This window comes from Robbsia andropogonis, assembly GCF_034047095.1.
GTDB lineage: Bacteria > Pseudomonadota > Gammaproteobacteria > Burkholderiales > Burkholderiaceae > Robbsia > Robbsia andropogonis.
Window position 1 is genome coordinate 445,414 of record NZ_CP139170.1, and the last position, 17,244, is coordinate 462,657.

Consider the following 17,244-nt stretch of genomic DNA (forward strand, 5'->3'; position numbering starts at 1 on the left):
TCGGTGATCGGCCGAAATCGGATCAGCGTTGGACACTGAGGTGTTGTATCGAGAGTTAACGACCGCCCGGTATGTGCGTGATTTTGATACTCATCTGAGCGTGGCAACGGTTTCTAGCCGGAAGTATCCGATCGCCTTGTTCAGTTGACGTCCCTGATTCTCAAGGGAGGAGGAAGCCGCCGCTGCTTCCTCGACTAACGCAGCGTTTTGCTGTGTTACCTGATCCATTTGTGTGATGGCGTGATTGACTTGTTCTATACCGCGACTTTGCTCGGTCGAAGCCGCTGCGATCTCCGACATGATATCTGTCACCCGCACAACGGCTTGCGTGACCTCGGACATCGTCTTGCCTGCCTCATGTGCAAGAGATGAACCCGTCTGGATCTTTTGTACCGACGTACTGATCAAGTCTTTGATTTCCTTCGCGGCACTGGATGAGCGTTGCGCGAGATTACGAACCTCGCCGGCAACGACTGCAAACCCACGGCCCTGATCTCCGGCTCTTGCCGCCTCCACCGCTGCGTTGAGCGCCAGGATATTTGTCTGGAATGCGATCCCTTCAATAATTCCCGTAATCTCGGCAATCTTGTTTGAACTACCACTGATTTGGTCCATGGTTTCTACCACACGACCCACCACCGAACTTCCACGCTGCGCTACCTCTGAGGCGCTGGTGGCCATGGAGGTCGCCTGTTGTGCATTCTCGGAATTGTGTTTGACCGTCGACGTCAATTCCTCCATGCTGGAAGCGGTTTCTTGTAGCGAAGCCGCCTGCTGTTCTGTACGGGATGACAAGTCGGCATTTCCTGAAGCGATTTCGCCGGATCCCGTGGCAATGCTATCGGCGGCAATTCGGACATCACCGATCAAACGGACCAGGCTGGCCTGCATTACGCCCATCGACGACAGCACGCTGCCGTTTGGCGCGGCGCTGGCCCGCGCGACCGGACTTAGATCGCCATTTGCTATGCGTTGCGTTACTTCGCTGAGTTCTCCCGGTTCCGCTCCAAGCGCGCGCGTGAGGCCACGCGCAATAAGGCTTCCGGCTATCATAGCTGTGGCAAGCGCGCTGATACAGATAAAAATAAGAACGATTCTTTGTTTCGCATAGCTATCGTTATTTTCACGGACGAGGGCCTCCTCTCGGCTTGTCGTGTAACTTGCGTATGCGTCCGTGGCTTTGATAAGTTCAGCCAAAAGCGGCTGGCATTCATCGTTGATTTTAGCGATCGCTTCCTCCCTCTTGTTCGCCAAAGCCAGGGCAACGATGTTTTGTGCTACTACGCTATATTTCGCTTCGATCTGGTTGATGGCGCCGACGAGGCCGAGTGCCTTTTCTGTAACGTCGGCTCCGCTGGAAATCTGCTCGTTCAACTTCCGTAGGTTTGCCTGAACGTCGTCCTGGGCCTCTGCCTCAGCCACCCGCTGCGCTTCGAGATTCGCCTGCTTTGTAGCAAGGGCCATATTGCGTGCGGCAATCGCGCGTCGGTCAACTGCAGTCCGGACGTTGTGCACGGAGTCGGCGCGCGCGCTGATTCCGTTTATATAGTCGGTGAAGCGTTCATTTGCTTCACCTAATAATTTGAGTGCGATAACCGAAACGATTAGCACTGTCGCGCTAAGCAAGCCAAATCCTATGGAGAGTTTCCCTTTGACGGAGATCGTGTTGAAATTCATTTTTAGTTGGCCCATGTCAATCAACCCGATAATCGGTAAATACTACCCCTTGCGAAGACCGAGCCGGAGGGGGTAGGGCAACACCGGCGAAGTGGTTGCTTGTCACAAATGCTTTTACGGTACGATTTATTTTTACTGAAGCCGTCACCCAAGAATTCTTAGCCTGATTTTTGTAGATGTGACACCATCCTCATGTATGGGCCCAGTGTGATGCCGCCGCAGATCATGGGCGACGTCACATCGAAAATCGCTTGAAAACTTGGCTTGTCGACCTTACTGCCGCGCTACGATGAGGTCTAAAGCCTTTGCTTGGTAAACAGCTAACTCTGTCATCTGGCAAGTTGCTGTCTGGTCAATAAAAGTGCCATGATCCATAAAAAAAATCGGTTGCTTGCACATGGCTCAAGAAGTCGCCTTACCTCGGACGAATGTTTCGACGATTATGTGCAGGAAATCGATAGTGGCGCCGCACTGATATCGATATCTCGGCGGTCCAGAGATTTCCAAGATCAAAAACTTCTGATCGTTAATACATGGTATTTCTTATTAATAAATGCGCCATCTCTGCTGCGAGATACCTGTAATGTTCTCCATGTCGGTCTAGTGTGAACATGGCGGTGTTGGCGGTAAAAAACTGAACTGATATTTCTTCGAGGAGCGGCATCATATTGCGCTTTCGAAGTTTATCGGTAGGCAAGGGTGTAATGCGCCGTTTTTAAAGTGGCGGATTCAACTGGCTTCGATCCGGCAGCATCGCCGTCTCGATTTCCAACCGGACACATGTTAATTGCCCGGCTCGACGCGCTAGGCCGCGAGGGCGGAGCGTTAGCTGGCGTAGCACGGCGAGCAGGCATTAAGGCTTTTGAGCGGAGTCAGCTGCAACATGCGAGCGTTGAGTAGCATGCTGCTCCTCCCTGACCAATTCCACCAACGCCCTGAGTGGGGCGGATGCAAATCTGTTCGAGAAGTACAACTGCGGTCCCTCGAATGTAGGCCACCAGTCATGCAAGACCGCAAGCAGCTCACCGCTTTCCAGATAGGGGTTTAGCCAGTTTTCGAATGTACCGATGACACCGTGCCCTTTGCGCGCGAATCCGATTGCCGCGGAAACACCATCCACGCCGACAATGATGCGGCCGGGCGGATCAATCTTGACTTTCTCCTTACCGCACTCGAATTGCCATTCGACGACAGCGCCGCTCGAAAAACGCAACCGTATACATTCGTGATTCAGCAAGTCGTTTGGATGTTTCGGAACGCCCCGCGACGCCAGGTACCCCGGAGCCGCAGCCCATGCGATTCTCTGATAACGCGGTCCTATTGGCACGGCGATAGTATCTTGCGCCAAATGTTCGCCATACCTGATTCCAGCGTCGCAACCTGCCGCCACGATATCGACGAGTCGATCATCCACCATGATTTCAACTCGCACTTCCGGATGCGCTTCCATGAAGCGGTCGATAATCGGCGGCAGGATATCGACCATCACGGCGCCCGTTACGTTGATCTTCAGACGTCCGCGTACGACATTTCGCGAGCTGGCTGCATCCCGCAGGGCGACGCGCGTTTCTGCTATTAGCGGAGCAATACGGGTAGCAAGTGCGCGCCCCGTTTCCGTCGGCATGACGCTTCGTGTGGTGCGGATCAATAGCGGCACGCCCAGTTGTTGTTCGAGCTGCGCGACCCGTTCGCTCACTGTCGAGGGAGACAGGCGCAGCCTTTGAGCCGCGGCGCGAAAACCTCCGGTATCTAAAACAGCGAGGAAGACCGAAAGCAGATCCAGATTGGATTCGTCATCGTTATTGTTCGGCATGGCGATCAGTCCATTCGATTTTTATGAGATTATCAGAAATTGCCGAACGAATTAAAGAAGCCGGAAACTTATTCTGGAAGAAAACATGAACACCACCAAAACTGTTGTGATCACGGGGGCGAACAGGAGCATCGGCTACGAAACGGCTCGGCAACTCGGTCGGTTGGGTCATCGGATCTGGCTCGGTTGCCGTGATGCGACACGCGGCGAGAAAGCCGTCAAGACATTATTGGCAGAGGGCCATGACGTCCGACTACTGCCGCTCGATATAACCAGGGAGGACAGCGTTTTTGCTGCCGTAGCACGCGTACGAGACGAAGACGGTCGACTTGATGTATTGGTCAACAATGCAGGCATTGCCGGTAATCAGCAAACAGCACCAAGCGAGCAACCGATCGACGATATCCGGGCTGTGTACGAGACCAACGTTTTTGGATCGATTCGTGTGACCCAGGCGTTCGTGCCGCTACTAAAATCCGCTGGGCGAGGCACAGTTGTGATGGTGAGCAGTGGGTTGGGATCGCTTGGCTGGCTGTCTGATCCAGCTAACCAGTTCTATGGCGTCAATTTTCTCGGATACAACACTTCGAAGTCGGCTCTCAATGCTATCGCGCTGGCCTTTGCGAAGGAACTCGCCTCAGCCAATATCAAGGTCGATGCTGTCGATCCAGGCTACACCGCCACCGATTTTAACAACCACTCGGGTTATCGTACGGTGGAGGAGGCTGCAGAAGGCATCGTCTGGCTTGCTACACAAGACCCAACCGGAAAATCGGGGCGTTTCTACTTCGAACGCAATCAGATTCCTTGGTAATGCGTTTATCGCATGCTGCGAATGGCAGCGCGAGAGAAAAGCGCCTCGTTGTGACAGGTCGATCAATTTTGGATGGACGAGGGACCTGAAGCGTCACAATGACGTCCAGTATGCTGATAAGCCGTTGCTTTTCGGCCGCACTATCTTCACGTAGATTAGCGCTCAATGGGTTTCGATGCTTTTTGTGGCTGGAAACAAGTGTCCAACAGGGGGCAACGTTGCCTGAGCGGCCGGCTCGTGCGAGAATCTCCGCTGAAAACCGCGAAAAACGGCTGTCGATCGTGCTGCTCTTGGGCTTCACTATTCATTCGATAGTCGCGTACACGTCACCAAAGCACATCGTGCAAGGTTGGCCAGCGTTTCCCCCGACCCACGTCGGACTTCCTATGAACCTTCGCACAGTCGGTGCGCATGTTCGTAGTTAATGGAACGCGCCATGAACCGCCACCTTGATTCCTTATCTTTTTCGCACCATCCCCGCATTGCGATTATTGGCGCGGGCCTTGGCGGATTGACGCTCGCACGCGTCTTGCACGTGAATGAAATACGAGCAACCGTCTACGAAGCAGAAATGTCGTCTGATGCACGAGCGCAGGGTGGTTTGTTGGACATCCACGAATACAACGGCCAGCTTGGGCTGAAGGCTGCCGGCCTCTACGACGAATTCCTTCGTCTTGCCTTGCCAGGCGAGGATGCCAAGCGTGTTGTTAACAGGTACGGCGACGTTTTGCTCGACAGGCCCGGTTCAAACAGCACAGTCAATCCAGAGGTGGACCGCGGTACGCTACGCCGCCTCCTTATCGCGTCACTTCCTGTTGATGCCATTCAATGGGGCTGCAAGTTCACGAAGGCGACCCACCTTGCTGATGGGCGGCACATGCTGGAATTTGCCGATGGTGCAACTGTCATGACGGACCTGCTCGTTGGGGCCGACGGTGCATGGTCGAAGGTTCGTCCCCTCTTATCTTCTGCAAAGCCGGCGTACACCGGGACGACGTTTGTCTCGATCAGTCTTTTCGACGGAGATACCCGCCACGCAGCCAGTGCAAAAGCGATCGGCAGCGGAACGTTGATGGCGGTTGAACCGGGCAAAGGGATCTTGGCGCACCGTTACGCGAACGGCACGCTGCATACCTACGTCGCGTTGAACAAGCACGAGGCATGGATAGAGGCCATTGATGTCAGCCAACGGACGGCTGCACTGCATCGCCTCGCAAAGGAGTTTGAAGGTTGGGCTCCTGCACTTCGGGCGTTGATTACGGAGGGCGACACTGTTCCCATAGCGCGGCCCATTTACGCACTGCCAATAGATCATCGATGGGCGCGTGTCCCCGGCGTGACACTCGTGGGCGATGCGGCGCATCTCATGTCCCCGTTCGCGGGCGAGGGAGCCAATCTCGCTATTTTCGACGGGGCCGAACTTGCCCAAGCGCTATGCGACCATCCAGGTGACATTGAGTCGGCGCTGACCGCGTATGAACAAGCGCTTTATCGTCGTAGCACCGCCTTTGCTGAACGCACTGCGCAGAATCATCGACGTTTCTTTGGCGATGACGCGCCTCAAGGTTTGTTGGAAATGTTCTCATCACCCTGACAGGTCAACACAGTAGATTCAACTGGTTGTCGCAACCCCTTACTCTCGGGGGGGGGGGGCATGGGTCGTACGGGGAGTGACTTCCACAATTCACGGGGCGCGGCGCTTTGCGCTTGCCTGGTGCGCCGTTGCATCTGAAAGAGGTTGAGCGTTGGCTTGGGTCGCAGGTTGCAACTGGCATCATAAGTGAGAAGGACTGCCGCCGCGGTCGGGGTGTCGCAAGCCACGGGAACGCGCTGGTTTCGCCGACGTGGTGGAATGCCGCTATTTATGGCGCTCACCGCTTCTGTTCAAGTGGTGTCGTATTGTTTTATGAGATGACGCTTGCAAGGGGCTCGCGCGGCATCGCTTTTCAGCCGCTCCGGATTGCCATCATTTTGATTTGCAACGAAATATGACCCACTTGCAGTGCGTCGCTTAAGCTAGTGCGCTCGGCCTCGGATCGGTCGATGAATGAGCCGGAGTCCATTTCCCCTCGACTCGGCGCGCCCACTTCTGAGCCTGTTGCTTTGTATCGAAACTCCGATAAACGGGTTTGTACCCGCTCCGACGGATTTCCGCGCGCCCGTATTCACCGCGTTGACTGATGTATGCCATTCCAGACTCCTGCGAGAGATTGAGTTCGCTTGGTCTGAATTCTTGCGTTCCGGTAGATTTCCGGCAAACACCAGTTTTGGATGGCTCATCACGCCCACGCGAGACGAAAAAAAAGCACCGACGCTTCCGCGTAAGTGCTTGATTTTCTACAGATGAATTCGGTTGGTGGGGCGTGAGTGACTCGAACACTCGACCTACGGATTAAGAGTCCGCTGCTCTACCAACTGAGCTAACGCCCCAACAGAAGCGAGATTATGCACATGAATTTCGACGTGCGCAAGTCCCCGTGGTCAAAAAATTCTCCTATTCGAGATAATTGTTTGTGCGTGTGATATTCAAGCAACGCGTGTGGGGCGATCACGCGACAATATGCATTCCGCTCCCTTTCTACAGGCGTTTGCGATGACGATTCATTCTTACCGGACCCAGATCGTATGGACGGGCGACCGAGGTACAGGCACTTCCGCGTACGACGCCTACACCCGTGATCATGTGGTTCGCATTCCCGGCAAGGTGTCCATCGAAGGTTCCAGCGACCCGGCATTCCGCGGGGATCCTGCGCGGCATAATCCGGAGGACCTGTTCCTGGCATCTCTTGCGAGCTGCCATATGCTGTGGTATTTGCACTTTGCCGCCGTCAAGGGCATCGTTGTCACCGGCTATGTCGATGACGCCGAGGGCACGATGGACGAAGGCAACCTGCGCAAGCCGGGCTGCTTTACGGAAGTGATATTACGGCCACGCGTGACCATCGGCGTTGGTGGCGACGCAGCATTGGCCGCATCGCTACACAACGACGCGCATCACGCGTGCTTCCTGGCGAACTCTGTAAACTTCCCCGTTCGCTGTGAGCCCGTAATCGATCTATCCAACCTGTAGCCGGCATCGGTTCGCTTCACCGCATGGTGCGTCGCTGAATCATCGACGTCGCATCATCGCATCTGGATTGACGATGTTTTCGCTGCTGCCTTGCTCGAAATTCAGCAGCGCGCGAAACGCGTAGTCGAAGTACAGCTCATAGCTCTCGCGTTCGACGTAACCGATATGCGGCGTGCAGATGGCGTTCTCCATCCGTAGCAGCATATTGCCTTGCAGAATAGGCTCCGATTCAAACACATCGACCGCCACCATGCCCGGACGCCCTCGCTGGAGCGCCGCGATCAGCGCGTCTTCCTCCAATAATTCCGCGCGACTGGTGTTGACGAACAATGCGTCCGGCTTCATCAATGACAAGTCGTCGAGCGTGATCAAGCCCCGCGTTTCGTCGGTCAGGCGCAGGTGCACGGTCAATATATCCGCGCGTTCGAAAAACGCTTCTTTCGATGTGGCAATTTCCATTCCGTCCGCCTGTGCCGCACCCAAAGAGTACTTGCGGCCCCAGACCAGCACATTCATCCCGAACGCGCGCCCATAGCCGGCAACCAATCGGCCGATCTTGCCATATCCCCATATGCCAAGCGTCTGCCCCTTCAAAACGCGGCCCATGCCGAAATTTGGCGGCATCGACGCCGCCCGCAATCCCGATTGCTGCCACGCGCCTTGCTTCAGGTTCGCAATATAAAGTGGGATTCGGCGCTGCGCGGCCATGATCAGCGCCCATGTCAACTCGGCCGGTGCCGTAGGTGAGCCTTTTCCTTCCAGCACCGCAATGCCTCGCTCCGTACACGCTTCCAGATCGATATGGCTACCGACGCGGCCCGTTTGCGCAATCACTTTCAGCTTCGGTAACTTGTCCAGCAGCAACTTTGTGATCTTCGTGCGCTCTCGAATCAGCACCAGTGCTTCGCTGTCGGCCAAACGGCTCGCCAGGTGTCCAACGCCGCGCACGCTATTGTTATAGACCGAGACCGTATGGTCGGCCAGCAATGCAAAGGCATCGAGTTTGCGCACGGCGTCCTGATAATCGTCGAGGATCGCAATTTTCAAAACTCTGTCTCCAAAAGCTGCACCGCTTGCACGGCGCCATTTGTTGAACCAACGAATACGTAATTGATGCCGATTTTTGCAATCGATTCAACTCCTTTTACATGCCGTTGCGATATCCGGGTGCCTCGTCGTGGTGCGTCGTTTTCAAATAATTCCGCCTGATTGTCCTGCGAGTAATGGGCAAGCAGAGGGGGGCACTGCACGCAGATACATAAACGGGGGCAAGACCACATCCATTTTGAGGATGGTGACATTCGAATGACGCTTGGCGCGAAGATTGCGTTCCGGAAGCGATTCTTGCGCGGTCGGCCTACTTTCCGAGGATTTTTTCCTGGCTGCACCCGCGTGTCGTGTCCGCCAGCTCCCGTAAATGCGGGCGACGATGTAAAAAAAGCACGGAAATTTACGTCAATACCCGGTTTGACCGCGCCATCGCGATAAGTTTCTTGCTAAGCCAAGCAAATATTGCCGCGAAGGAGGACAATTCGTCTTGTGTTTCGAGGAAATCGGAAGACGCCGCGAGCGCATCCGTTGCGCGACGCTGAATCGGAGTGGTTATGGATCAATTGCAGTCAATGCGCGTATTTGTGAAAGTTGCTGATTTGGGCAGCTTTGCACGGGCAGCGACCCAGCTCGATATGTCCAACGCGGTGGTCACTCGCCACGTTGCGGACCTGGAAGGACGCTTGGGCACCCGCCTTATGAACCGCACGACGCGGAGTTTGTCCCTGACAGAAGCGGGGCAGGTCTACCTGGAACGCGCAAAACAAATTCTGGAAGAACTCGACGACGCGGAACAGATGGTGCTCGAGCGCACGCATGAGCCCGTGGGCACCTTGCGTATCGTCGCACCCGTCGTGTTCGGTATGCACAACCTCGGTCAGGTGCTGACCGACTACACCGGGCGCTTTCCTCGGGTCGTGCCTGATGTGACGTTGGTAGACAGAGGCGTGGACCTTGTCGAGGAGGGGTTCGACGTCGGCATTGCAATCGCTCGTAATATCCGTAGTGCGAGTGTTGTCAGCCGTCGCCTGACAACGGGTTCTCTCGTGGTCTGCGCGTCACCGGATTACCTGGCCCATCATGGCCAGGTCGACCATCCGTCGATGCTGGCCGGACGCGCGTGTGTGACGCTCAATGCCTCGGTCTCGGACGACGAGTACGTGTTCGAAGGCGCGGACGGTGAGACGCGCGTGCGACCGGCCAGTGTGCTGCTGGCAAACAACTACGAAATGTTGCGACAGTTTGCGCTGCGCGGTACGGGTATCGCCGTGCTGCCGAGCTACTTGATCGGGCGGGATCTGGCGGCCGGTACATTGACGGCGCTGCTGACTGACTACCGACTGGCGCCAATCGATATTCACGTCGTGTACCCCAGCCGCCGCTATATGCCGGCGAAATTGCGGACATTCATTGATCATCTGGTTGCGCATTTCGAGGAACCGGTCGAGCAGATCGAGAAATGGGGCGCGCCTATGCAAGGTGTGGCATCACCGCTGTCGAGCGGCGAAGAGGTGGGGACGGCGGCGCACTCTGATTTAGGCGGCAGGGGGGCATTCGACGCAATGCGACTCCACGCCGAAGCGGTTCCAGCGCAGTAAGACGAGGCGCGCCACCCTTCCTGAGTCACCGCAGGTTACCTGCTGGTGGGCCGAGCTGGTAACCCACCGGTACCCGTCCCCCCGTCAATCAGGCATCGCTGGTTGCTGCGCGCTTTGATGCCGCTTTCGTGGCAGCTTTCTTGGCCGCGGTCTTGGTAGCCGTTTTCGCTGCGATTTTCTTCGCGGCAGCCTTTTTTGCGGGCACTTTTTTAGTCGCCATGGCTACGCCGTCATCGTCGTTCGCCGGGGCGCCTTCTTCTGTCGATGTGCTCCTGGCGGTTTTACGCGCAGCCCCTTTCTTGGCGGCCGGATCTTTCTTTTCAAACTCGAAACCGACGGTGCCATCCTTCTGACGGACCAGGAAGGCCTTGAAGTTCCTGCCCGTCCGCGACGATTTGAAGTTCGTCAGTAAGTCGGTTCTGCCTTCCGGCCCCAGCAGTTTCGCCATCTGTTCGCGGCTCATTTCCTGCTGCAGAATAACCTTGCCGGACCGGAAGTCGCAGGCACGTGGTTGAGCGACGTATTTCTCGCACACATAGCTCATCCCGTGCTCGAACACACGACTACTGCATTTCGGGCAGGCACCAACCGGTTCCTGGTCGGAGAAATCAGGCGGTTCGCCACCTTCCTCGCCGTTATCCTGGCCGAAATCGAATTCAAGCTTGTAGTTCTTCGTATCGCTGTCTTCCACCAGCTTCAAGATAGCGGAGAACGGACGTCCCATCTTGCTGCGGAATCCCGACAGCGGCCCTATCTGTTTCTCGCGCAGCAATTCCTCGGCTTCTTCAATTTCAAATTGACGACCGCCGGGGATTTTCGAGATCGAGAATTCGCACTTCGTACAGGCAAAGCGGCGATAGTTTTCCTTCACCACGCCACCACAGTGCGGACAAGGCGTCGACAGCGTGGCGTAATCGCCAGGAATCGTATCCGAGTCGTATTCCTTTGCTCGCTTGACGATGGTCTGCGTCATCTGCGCGATTTCGCGCATGAACGCATCGCGCTTCAACAAGCCGCTTTCGATCTGCGACAGCTTATGTTCCCATTCACCCGTCAATTCGGGCTGCGTCAATTCCTTGACGTCCAGGCCGCGCAAAAGCGTGGTCAACTGGAACGCTTTTGCCGTGGGGATCAAGTCCCGGCCTTCACGGATCAGGTATTTTTCCGCGAGCAGGCCTTCGATGATGGCCGCGCGGGTGGCCGGCGTGCCCAGGCCCTTTCCGGCCATGGCTTCACGCAGGTCTTCGTCCGTCACCAGTTTTCCGGCGCCTTCCATTGCCGAAAGCAGCGTCGCTTCGTTGTAGCGCGCCGGTGGTTTGGTAACCAGTCCTTGCGCGGTAACGGAGTCCGCTTTGACCTTCTCGTCCTTTGCAACGGGGACCAGGTTGGCGTCATCGCCCTGGGCTTCCCGGCCGTAGATCGACAGCCAACCTGGCGACACCAGAACCTTGCCTTCGGTCTTGAAGCGATGACCGGCAATTTCGGTGATCCGCGTGGTGACCTGGAATTCGGCGGCGGGAAAGAATACGGCGAGGAAACGTTTGACCACCAGGTCGTACAGCTTCTGTTCCGGTTCCGACAGGTTCTTCGGCGGCTGCGTGGTCGGGATAATCGCAAAGTGATCGCTGATCTTCGAGTTATCGAAAATCCGCTTGTTCGGTTTTACCCAGCTCTGATCCAGGATCTTGCGTGCATGCGGGAGGTAGTTGTTGTCCTCCTTCAGCATCTCAAGCGTGGTCTTGACCGTAGGGATATAGTCTTCCGGCAGTGCGCGCGCATCGGTACGCGGGTAGGTCAATACCTTGTGGCGTTCGTACAGCGCTTGCGCCAGACCCAACGTATTCTTCGCCGAGAAACCAAAACGGCCGTTTGCTTCCCGCTGCAAGGTCGTCAAATCGAACAGCGCCGGCGACATCTGTGTCGACGGTTTGGCTTCCTCGGTCACGGTGCCGGTGCGATCACGACACGCCGCCACCACCGATTCCGCCGCAGCCTTATTCCAGAGTCGCGAGTCGCGTTGTTCCGGGTCGAACTCGTCCTTCTTGAACTTTGGATCGAACCAGCGCCCCTGATAGAAACCGGCGGCGCAGACGAATTCCGCATGCACTTCCCAATAGTCGCGCGGGACGAAACGACGAATCTTTTCCTCGCGTTCGGCGACGATCGACAGTGTAGGCGTTTGCACCCGGCCAACGGTGGTAAGGAAGAAGCCGCCGCCTTTGCTATTGAATGCGGTCATGGCGCGCGTGCCGTTGATGCCAACGAGCCAGTCCGCTTCCGAACGGCAACGCGCGGCATCGGCCAGTGGCATCATCTCTTCATCGGTGCGCAGCCGGGCAAACCCCTCGCGTATCGCCCCTTGCGTCATCGACTGCAGCCAAAGCCGTTGCACAGGCTGCTTCGCCTTTGCATGCTGCGCGATGTAGCGGAAGATCAACTCGCCCTCGCGCCCGGCATCACAGGCATTGATAAGGCGGTCCACGTCCTTGCGCCGTATCAACCGCGACAGGACCTTCAGACGGGACTCGGTCTTCGCGATCGGATTCAAGTCAAAGTGCGGCGGAATCACCGGCAGGTGCGCGAAGCTCCATTTGCCGCGCTTGACGTCGTATTCCTCGGGAGCGGCGATCTCGAGCAGATGGCCGACTGCCGATGACAAGACAAAGTCATCGGATTCGAAGTACTCATCATGCTTTGTGAAGCCGCCAAGCGCCCGCGCGATGTCATTCGCGACAGAAGGTTTCTCGGCAATGATCAGAGCTTTGGACATGATGGACGCTATTCTATATACAGGGCTGACGCCAGGGGTAACGTGTCGGACCGCGAGACTCCGGTACCGTAACGCCATGGGGTCACACCGTTTCGACGCTTTATAACACAACCGACGACGATCAAAACATTCACCGCCTCAATCTTCCTTGCCGTTTGCGGTTCCGCTTTACGCTTGCGGGCCGATCCGGCCTGCCTGCACACCGGCGAAATCGACAGGTGGTTGTTGGGTTTACACTGCCAACGCAGCGCGCAGCGTCGGGGCCGTACCGTTTCCTGGCAACTGCGGCACTTCGTTCAGTAGCCGTTCGAGGATACCGCGTTGCGGCAACAGTGTTCCGGCAAACCGAGTCGCAACCGCATCCTCAATGACGATCGTCGGGAAATTCTCGACATCGAATGCGTCAACCCGATCTGCCTGATTTTCAACATCCACCCACAGGAAACAATACTGTGGGAACGTCCTCGCCAGTCCGGTGAAGACATCGCGATAATCGCGGCAGGATCCGCACCACTGCGCGCACAGGCAGGCTACCAGGGTCGCTCCGGCGTCAAGCCGGGCGCGGACAGTCGTCTCGTCGTCCGTATTGTCCAGATCAAATAGCACGCTCGTCTGCCTCGGTCTGTCTTGGGGCGGAATCTGCCGCCGACTCTACCACGTTTCCCGTGGCTGCCTGAATTGCGCCAACGCTGGTTTCGCGGGCGTGCTTCGGGGATGAGGTTGATTTCAGCACGTTCCGCTGTACCTTGCATCGTCCGGGCGCGTGCAATCGCGTAAAGCGCCCGCCACTGTGGACGACGATGCCATCGATCTCATAGCTGGCCAACGTCGCCGCGACCGCTGCTGCCGGCAGCCCCGTGCGAAGGCAGAGCATATCGAGCGTGACGGCATCATGCCCCAACGCTGCCAGCACGGGCTCGTCGCTCGGCCATGCATCGATCGTCCGTGCGGCAAGGACGGTACTGGCCCGGTGGTGTGCCCTGACCGCCACGTGATCGTTGTTGGCATCAATGCCGACCACGCTAACCGTTTGATCCGCACGAGCCGGAGGGATCGAGCGGCAATGCATTTGTACCGGGCTGCCGTTTGGGGTGTGCGCCGGTGATGCTGCTGGAGTGGATGTGGGCCGCGGTAGCGTTCCGCTGCTGAAAGCCTCGGCGATGGGAGGCAGCGTGTCGATGATGTCTTCGACGCATTCGACGAGCGTGGCGCCGTCCTTAATCAGGGCGTGACAGCCCCGCGCCTGCGGCGAGAAGATGGAGCCAGGCAGCGCGAAAACGTCACGGCCCAGCTCATTGGCCAGTCGGGCCGTGATCAACGATCCGGATCGCAACGCCGCCTCCACGACCACGACACCATGCGCCAGTGCGGCGATGAGTCGATTTCTCTGCGGAAAATGGGCGGCTTTTGGTGGGGTGCCCAATGGCCATTCGGACAGCACCGCGCCATGCTGGCCAATCGACTCGCTTAATGATCGGTGGCATGCCGGGTAGGCCTGGTCAATCCCCGTCCCGATGACCGCGATGGTACTGATGGGCACCGATTCCGGCATGTCCCTGCGATACGTCGCAAGGTAGGTGCTGCCGGGCAATACCGCTCGGTGGGCGGCGGCATCGATTCCCTCGGCGAGTCCGGAGACGATGGACCACCCGCGCGCGCCGAGCGCTGCCGCGAGAAACGCAGCTGATTCATTGCCTTGGGCGCTCGCGCGACGGCTGCCGACAATGGCGATCATCGGCTGATGCAGCCAATCGATATCTCCCAGTACGTACAGCAATGGAGGCGGGTCCTCCAAATGGCGTAAGCGCGATGGGTAATCGTCGTCGAGCAACGTCAGCAGGTGTCGTCCCGGCGCGCGCAGCCAGTTTTTGAGCCTTGCAACGCGCGACATCGCATCCCGAGGCAGCGCCGGGTGTGCCGCGCCAGCGCTCACTGCTAATGTTCCTGCCATTGACCGCACGGTGCGTGCGATCCACTGCTGGGCAAAATCCGTCGGCCTGGGCTGTGCCGCCGCGTCGTGGACCGCGCCGATGGTGCGTTTTTGGCAGTCAGCGGCGAATGCCCGCCGATAGCGCAAAGGAAGCGCGGCGATGTCGAGCCAGGCGGTAATCTCGCGGTCATCAGCCCAATCCAGCAAATGGCCCTTGTGCGCCACCCGTGACGAGGCGAGCGATTCTCCAGGATAGGGTGGGCTATCGGTGCCGGGCGGGCGCGTAGAGCCTGGTGAATGTGCCGCGGTGCCATCGGGTGCGTCAATTGTGCCGCCCGCATTGCATAGCGTGCGTGCTTCCTTTTTCATATCGACCTCCCCCATCGGCTCCCGCAGCGTTCTGTTCGGTGGTGGGGTCCCTTACGAGGGCAGGAGCGTCGTGTCATGGCAGTGTGTCCTTGGCGGCCGTTGTCTCGATTGGTTTGTTGGTTGGTGGTACCCGCCTGCACCGTTTCCTCCTGAGGCTCTCTGTTTGAGCGGCAGGCTGATCGACGCTTGCGTGCGCCTGCTCCCGTGATCGCTGTGGCGCTTGTCGTCACGTTGCCTGCGAACATCGCTTGCGGTCCAGGCTGCGACCCAACGCAGCCCTGCGTGATGATGCCTTGTACAAACAGACTGTTGCATGAACGCGACGGCAGGCATGCTAAACTTGTCGATTCGAAAGGTAGGCAAAAAGCGCGCGCCGTGGCTTGTATGAACGCCGTAATTACGCGGCAGTCGACTCGAGGCAATAGACCGTTCAGGTTATGGCTGATCGATCGCATGGCGCGCACATTGCCGAGGCAGGTGACATCATGGCGTTGTTGAACATATTGAAATACCCGGACAAGCGACTGTACAAAGTGGCCAAGCCGGTTGTGGCCGTCGATGACCGGATCAAGACGCTCATTCGGGATATGGCGGAGACGATGTATGACGCCCCCGGCGTTGGTCTGGCGGCGACGCAGGTCGACATCCACGAACGTGTTATTACGATCGATGTGTCTGAGGCACGGGACGAATTGATCGTCCTGATCAATCCCGAAATCATTTGGGCGAGCGAAGAACGCAAGCTGAATGAAGAGGGTTGCTTGTCCGTGCCCGGCATCTATGACAATGTCGAGCGTTCCGAGCGGGTACGGGTAAAGGCACTCGACGAAAAAGGCCAGTCGCGAGAAATCGAGGCGGAAGGTCTGCTGGCCATCTGTATCCAGCACGAGATGGATCACTTGCTGGGCAAGGTGTTTGTAGAGTATCTGTCGCCGCTGAAGCAAAATCGGGTTCGTACCAAGCTGAAGAAACAGGCTGCGAACGTCTGACGTCGCGCTCGCGCGATTTTCGGGCGATGTGCCCATTTTGCCTTGCCCGGATGCCTGTTCCATGTCTCATACGTCTCCTTCTCCTGCTCCCGGGGATCTCGATCAAGCCCCGTCGATGGGTGCGCCGATAAGTACCGGGCTCCGCGGGGTCGACGCTGCCAAGCATGCGTTGCGCGTGATCTTTGCCGGAACGCCGGAGTTCGCCGCACAGGCACTGGTGGCAATTCACAACGCGGGTTTTACTGTGCCGTTGGTACTGACACAACCCGATCGTCCGGCAGGGCGGGGCATGAAGTGTCATCCCAGCGCGGTCAAGCGAGAGGCGTTGGCGCGCAGGTTGCCTGTCGCGCAACCGACGTCGTTGCGCCTCGACGGGCGCTACCCCGAGGAAGCCGCCGCCGCCAATGCTTTGTTGAACGCCACGCCGCACGATGTCATGGTCGTGGCAGCGTACGGCCTGATTCTGCCGCAATGGGTACTGGACCTGCCCCGGTTCGGCTGCATCAATATCCATGCGTCGCTGCTGCCCCGTTGGCGCGGCGCGGCACCGATACAGCGCGCGATCGAGGCAGGGGATGTCGAAACCGGTGTCACATTGATGCAAATGGATGCGGGCCTTGACACCGGTGCGATGATTTCGCGTGTCACGGTGCCGATCGGTGCTCGCACGACCACGGCGTTGCTTCATGATGCATTGGCGGAGGCCGGGGCGGCCGCCATTGTCGCGACGCTTTCGGAACTTGAGAGGGCGGGGCACCTGAACGCCACGCCGCAACCTGGCGAGGGCGTCACGTACGCCGAGAAGATCTCGAAGGCGGAAAGCGCATTGGATTGGGGGCGGGACGCTCATGCGTTGACTCGCCAGATATTGGCATTCGATCCGTTTCCCGGTGCGACCGGCGTGCTTGACGGTGTCACGCTGAAGATCTGGGCCGCCGAGCCTGCCGACGACGTTGCAAACGCCGCCGCGGAGCTTCCAGGCACAGTGCTGCGTGCAGACGCTTCCGGGCTGGTGGTTGCTTGCGGCGCGCAGCAGGCAATTCGATTGTTGGCATGCCAGAAGCCGGGCGGCAAGCGCTTGGCGGTACGGGAATTCCTCACGGGCTTTCCGGTCTCCGTTGGTCAGCGATTCATAGTGAACCCATCGTAAGCGGGCCTGTCGCG

Annotated in this window: 11 protein-coding genes, 1 tRNA gene and 1 pseudogene; 6 read left to right on the forward strand and 7 right to left on the reverse strand. The window is 57.7% G+C overall.

The genetic code is table 11. The features are described from left to right. Positions 1 to 117: 117 nt before the first annotated feature. A pseudogene (locus SJQ66_RS15590) lies at positions 118 to 1,677 on the reverse strand (methyl-accepting chemotaxis protein); the annotation flags it as partial. Positions 1,678 to 2,530: 853 nt separating this feature from the next. After that, on the reverse strand, positions 2,531 to 3,490 hold the full coding sequence (locus SJQ66_RS15595) for a LysR family transcriptional regulator (RefSeq protein WP_024903483.1): 960 nt from the start codon (positions 3,488 to 3,490) through the stop codon (positions 2,531 to 2,533). An 85-nt stretch (positions 3,491 to 3,575) separates the two neighbouring features. Between SJQ66_RS15595 and SJQ66_RS15600 the strand changes: the two genes are divergently transcribed. Beyond that, positions 3,576 to 4,304, forward strand: coding sequence for an SDR family oxidoreductase (locus SJQ66_RS15600; protein ID WP_024903482.1), 729 nt, complete (start codon positions 3,576 to 3,578; stop codon positions 4,302 to 4,304). Positions 4,305 to 4,740: 436 nt separating this feature from the next. After that, on the forward strand, positions 4,741 to 5,898 hold the full coding sequence (locus tag SJQ66_RS15605) for an FAD-dependent oxidoreductase (RefSeq protein WP_024903481.1): 1,158 nt from the start codon (positions 4,741 to 4,743) through the stop codon (positions 5,896 to 5,898). Positions 5,899 to 6,658: 760 nt separating this feature from the next. Here the strand turns inward: SJQ66_RS15605 and SJQ66_RS15610 are convergent. Then, a tRNA-Lys gene (locus tag SJQ66_RS15610) sits at positions 6,659 to 6,734 on the reverse strand. A 163-nt stretch (positions 6,735 to 6,897) separates the two neighbouring features. On the opposite strand from SJQ66_RS15610, the gene SJQ66_RS15615 reads away from it, so the two are divergent. After that, on the forward strand, positions 6,898 to 7,374 hold the full coding sequence (locus SJQ66_RS15615) for an OsmC family protein (RefSeq protein ID WP_024903479.1): 477 nt from the start codon (positions 6,898 to 6,900) through the stop codon (positions 7,372 to 7,374). A gap of 39 nt (positions 7,375 to 7,413) precedes the next feature. On the opposite strand, the gene SJQ66_RS15620 is transcribed toward SJQ66_RS15615, so the two are convergent. Further along, a complete protein-coding gene (locus tag SJQ66_RS15620) occupies positions 7,414 to 8,421 on the reverse strand; it encodes a D-2-hydroxyacid dehydrogenase family protein (RefSeq protein WP_253463593.1) in 1,008 nt (335 codons plus the stop codon). A 557-nt stretch (positions 8,422 to 8,978) separates the two neighbouring features. Here SJQ66_RS15620 and SJQ66_RS15625 point away from each other — a divergent pair. Beyond that, positions 8,979 to 10,022 (forward strand): LysR family transcriptional regulator, encoded by a 1,044-nt coding sequence (locus SJQ66_RS15625; protein WP_024903476.1) that lies wholly within the window; start codon positions 8,979 to 8,981, stop codon positions 10,020 to 10,022. An 88-nt stretch (positions 10,023 to 10,110) separates the two neighbouring features. On the opposite strand, the gene SJQ66_RS15630 is transcribed toward SJQ66_RS15625, so the two are convergent. The 3 genes from SJQ66_RS15630 to dprA all read right to left on the reverse strand — a co-directional run bounded on the left by SJQ66_RS15630 (position 10,111) and on the right by dprA (position 15,091). Continuing rightward, positions 10,111 to 12,792, reverse strand: a complete 2,682-nt coding sequence (locus tag SJQ66_RS15630) for a DNA topoisomerase III (RefSeq protein ID WP_024903475.1) — start codon at positions 12,790 to 12,792, stop codon at positions 10,111 to 10,113. A gap of 231 nt (positions 12,793 to 13,023) precedes the next feature. Continuing rightward, complete coding sequence (locus SJQ66_RS15635) at positions 13,024 to 13,398, reverse strand: thioredoxin family protein (protein ID WP_407691537.1); 375 nt, start codon at positions 13,396 to 13,398, stop codon at positions 13,024 to 13,026. Next, complete coding sequence (dprA, locus tag SJQ66_RS15640) at positions 13,388 to 15,091, reverse strand: DNA-processing protein DprA (RefSeq protein WP_320534987.1); 1,704 nt, start codon at positions 15,089 to 15,091, stop codon at positions 13,388 to 13,390. The genes SJQ66_RS15635 and dprA overlap by 11 nt, the downstream gene beginning before the upstream one ends. Before the next feature lie 485 nt (positions 15,092 to 15,576). Between dprA and def the strand changes: the two genes are divergently transcribed. Both def and fmt read left to right on the forward strand, forming a co-directional pair. Continuing rightward, positions 15,577 to 16,080: a peptide deformylase gene (gene def, locus SJQ66_RS15645; protein WP_024903472.1), complete on the forward strand. Its 504-nt coding sequence runs from the start codon at positions 15,577 to 15,579 to the stop codon at positions 16,078 to 16,080. A gap of 115 nt (positions 16,081 to 16,195) precedes the next feature. Then, positions 16,196 to 17,230 carry a methionyl-tRNA formyltransferase gene (fmt, locus tag SJQ66_RS15650; protein ID WP_024903471.1) on the forward strand — a complete coding sequence of 345 codons (1,035 nt, stop codon included), beginning with the start codon at positions 16,196 to 16,198 and terminating at the stop codon, positions 17,228 to 17,230. Positions 17,231 to 17,244 lie beyond the last annotated feature (14 nt).

What these genes read in the sequence shown, in the direction of transcription:
- SJQ66_RS15595 (WP_024903483.1), bottom strand. Translation starts at nt 3,490, where the DNA reads ATGCCGAACAATAACGATGACGAATCCAATCTGGATCTGCTTTCGGTC.
- SJQ66_RS15600 (WP_024903482.1), top strand. Translation starts at nt 3,576, where the DNA reads ATGAACACCACCAAAACTGTTGTGATCACGGGGGCGAACAGGAGCATC.
- SJQ66_RS15605 (WP_024903481.1), top strand. Translation starts at nt 4,741, where the DNA reads ATGAACCGCCACCTTGATTCCTTATCTTTTTCGCACCATCCCCGCATT.
- SJQ66_RS15615 (WP_024903479.1), top strand. Translation starts at nt 6,898, where the DNA reads ATGACGATTCATTCTTACCGGACCCAGATCGTATGGACGGGCGACCGA.
- SJQ66_RS15625 (WP_024903476.1), top strand. Translation starts at nt 8,979, where the DNA reads ATGGATCAATTGCAGTCAATGCGCGTATTTGTGAAAGTTGCTGATTTG.
- SJQ66_RS15630 (WP_024903475.1), bottom strand. Translation starts at nt 12,792, where the DNA reads ATGTCCAAAGCTCTGATCATTGCCGAGAAACCTTCTGTCGCGAATGAC.
- dprA (WP_320534987.1), bottom strand. Translation starts at nt 15,091, where the DNA reads ATGAAAAAGGAAGCACGCACGCTATGCAATGCGGGCGGCACAATTGAC.
- def (WP_024903472.1), top strand. Translation starts at nt 15,577, where the DNA reads ATGGCGTTGTTGAACATATTGAAATACCCGGACAAGCGACTGTACAAA.
- fmt (WP_024903471.1), top strand. Translation starts at nt 16,196, where the DNA reads ATGGGTGCGCCGATAAGTACCGGGCTCCGCGGGGTCGACGCTGCCAAG.